Source organism: Dethiosulfatibacter sp. (assembly GCF_983023055.1).
On the sequence record NZ_CEZJXU010000394.1, the window covers coordinates 1 to 2,472 of the forward strand.

Annotated in this window: 3 protein-coding genes; all 3 read right to left on the bottom strand. The window is 37.9% G+C overall.

Going from position 1 to position 2,472, the window contains the following annotated elements:
- Positions 1-673: ABC transporter permease (locus tag AC3AX0_RS11505; protein ID WP_487550425.1), on the bottom strand; the 673-nt coding region annotated here is incomplete at its 3' end.
- 12 nt (positions 674-685) lie between these two features.
- On the bottom strand, positions 686-1,603 hold the full coding sequence (locus tag AC3AX0_RS11510) for an ABC transporter permease (protein WP_487550426.1): 918 nt from the start codon (positions 1,601-1,603) through the stop codon (positions 686-688).
- 174 nt (positions 1,604-1,777) lie between these two features.
- The coding region (locus tag AC3AX0_RS11515; protein ID WP_487550427.1) for a helix-hairpin-helix domain-containing protein at positions 1,778-2,472 on the bottom strand (695 nt) is incomplete at its 5' end.

Consider the following 2,472-nt stretch of genomic DNA (forward strand, 5'->3'; position numbering starts at 1 on the left):
GTCCCATTGTGTTTGGAATAAGATGTCTAAGGATAAGTCTTCCCGTATCCGCACCGAGTGTCTTGGCTGCAAGTACGAACTCCATTTGTTTAAGCTGAAGAACCTGACCCCTTACAACACGGGCCATACCTCCCCAGCCTGTGATGGATATGGCTATTATTATAGGCTTGATTCCCGGCTTCATTACAACAATTAGGAGAATTACCCACAAAAGCTGCGGTATGGAATATACAATTTCAATTATCCTCATCATTACAAGGTCCACCTTGCCTCCTGCATATCCTGAAACCGCACCATAGATAACACCTATTGTCACATTTATTATGGTTGCAATTCCAGCAACCATAAGAGATGTTCTTGCTCCTGACCAACACCTTGAGAAAAGATCCCTTCCCAGGTTGTCGGTTCCAAACAAATGTGCTGATGACGGAGACTGACTGATTGCGCTATAATCCTGAAAATCATAAGGATATTTTGTAAATATAGGTACAAAAATAGACATTAACAAAACTGTTATAATTATAAGCAGTCCCAGAACTGCCAGTTTATTCTCCTTAAGTCTTCTCCACGCATCCTGCCAGTATGTAAGACTTTTTCTTACAATCTTTTCCGATTCATCTATATTTTTTCCGATTATTTCAAAATCTTTTTTTGTAAAATTAACATTACTCATATGAATACCCCCTTAGTCCAGTCTGATTCTAGGATCAACAACACCATACAATATATCGATTATAAACATCATGACAATCAATATTGCTGCATAGAAAATGGTTGTTCCCATTATCAGGTAATAGTCATTTTGCTTGATACTCAGAACAAAATGCTTACCCATTCCGGGGATACCGAATATGTTTTCAATTACCAGTGATCCTACAAGGATACCTGCAACTGCAACACCAAGAATTGTAACAATTGGAAGTATGGCATTTCTTATTGTATGCTTCCACAACACCTGTTGTCTAGAAAGACCCTTTGCCTTTGCAGTTCTTACATAATCCTGGTTGATTACGTCAAGCATGCTTGTTCTCATCATCCTAGCTATATATGCTATATAGCCAAAACCTAGGGCCATAACGGGTAATACTGCCTGCTGCCAAGTACCCCATCTTGCCACCGGTAACCATCCAAGCTTGGATGCAAATACATACTGGAAGAGTGATGCGAATACATAACTGGGTACCGATACCCCCAGAACTGCCAGTACTATGACAAAATAGTCAAAGAATTTATTTCTGTTTAATGCTGCAACTATACCAAAGAAAATTCCAAGAGTTGCACCTACTGTAATGGCCATGCCTCCAAGCTTTCCTGAAACTGGAAATGACTCAGAAAGTATTGTGTTTACCGACCTGGCCCTGTAGTACATAGAGTCGCCCAAATCACCCTTAAGCAAGTTCAACAAATACTTGCCATACTGAACAATCAGCGGCTGGTCCAACCCGTATTTGGCCATCATGTTTTCAAGAATTTCCGGAGGAATCTTCTTGTTACCTGTAAATGGATCCCCAGGTATTGCATGCATGAGGAAAAACGTAATAGTTATAATAACCCACAATGTTAATATTGCTATAAGAAATCTTTTCAAAGTAAATTTTAGCAAATTCCACACCTCCAATTATTTTTGGGTTAATTCAATTACGAAATAATTATAATATTTTATGAATAATCTTTAATATAATATCCCGTATTTAAACTATACTTTATAAATCCAAGGTATGCAATTAACAAAGTGTTAACATTTATTAACTAAACGTAATAATGAACTCTGACAAAACTAACTATTTAAGAAATCAAGAGCTTCAGTTTCGCCAAGTATGGTTATACCCAGATCTTGAGCCTTTGTGTATTTTGAACCAGGATTTTCGCCTACAACAACAAAATCCGTCTTCTTGCTGACACTTCCTGTAACCTTTCCTCCCTGATTCTCAATCATAGTCTTCAAATCCTTCCTGTTGATTCCAAGGGTTCCTGTTATTACAACAGTTTTTTCATTGAAAAAACCTTCTGTTTTCTTCCCACCTTTATGGACTGGGTTCACTCCCTTGTCAAGAAGCTTCCTAACACTTTCCACTATTTTCTCATCATGAAAAAAGGCTATTATCTCCTCTGCTACAATAGCTCCTATGTCCTGAATATTTATTAGTTCTTCATGACTTGCATCTCTCAGCTTTTCCAGACTTCCATAATTCTCAGCAAGGTCCGTAGCAGTTTTTATACCTACATTGGGTATTCCCAGGGCATAAATGAAATTCTTCAGATTGCAATTCTTGCTTGATTCGATTGCCTTCAACAGATTTTCTGCTTTTTTCTGTCCAAACCTTTCAAGGTCCACTAAATAGTCAATATTAAGATCATAAAGGTCGGAAATGCTTTTAAGGTCCATCTCTTCAAAAAGCTGAGAGGCTGTTTTCTCACTGAAGCCTTCTATATTCATTGCATCCCTGCTTCCGTAATGGACTATTGAAGCAA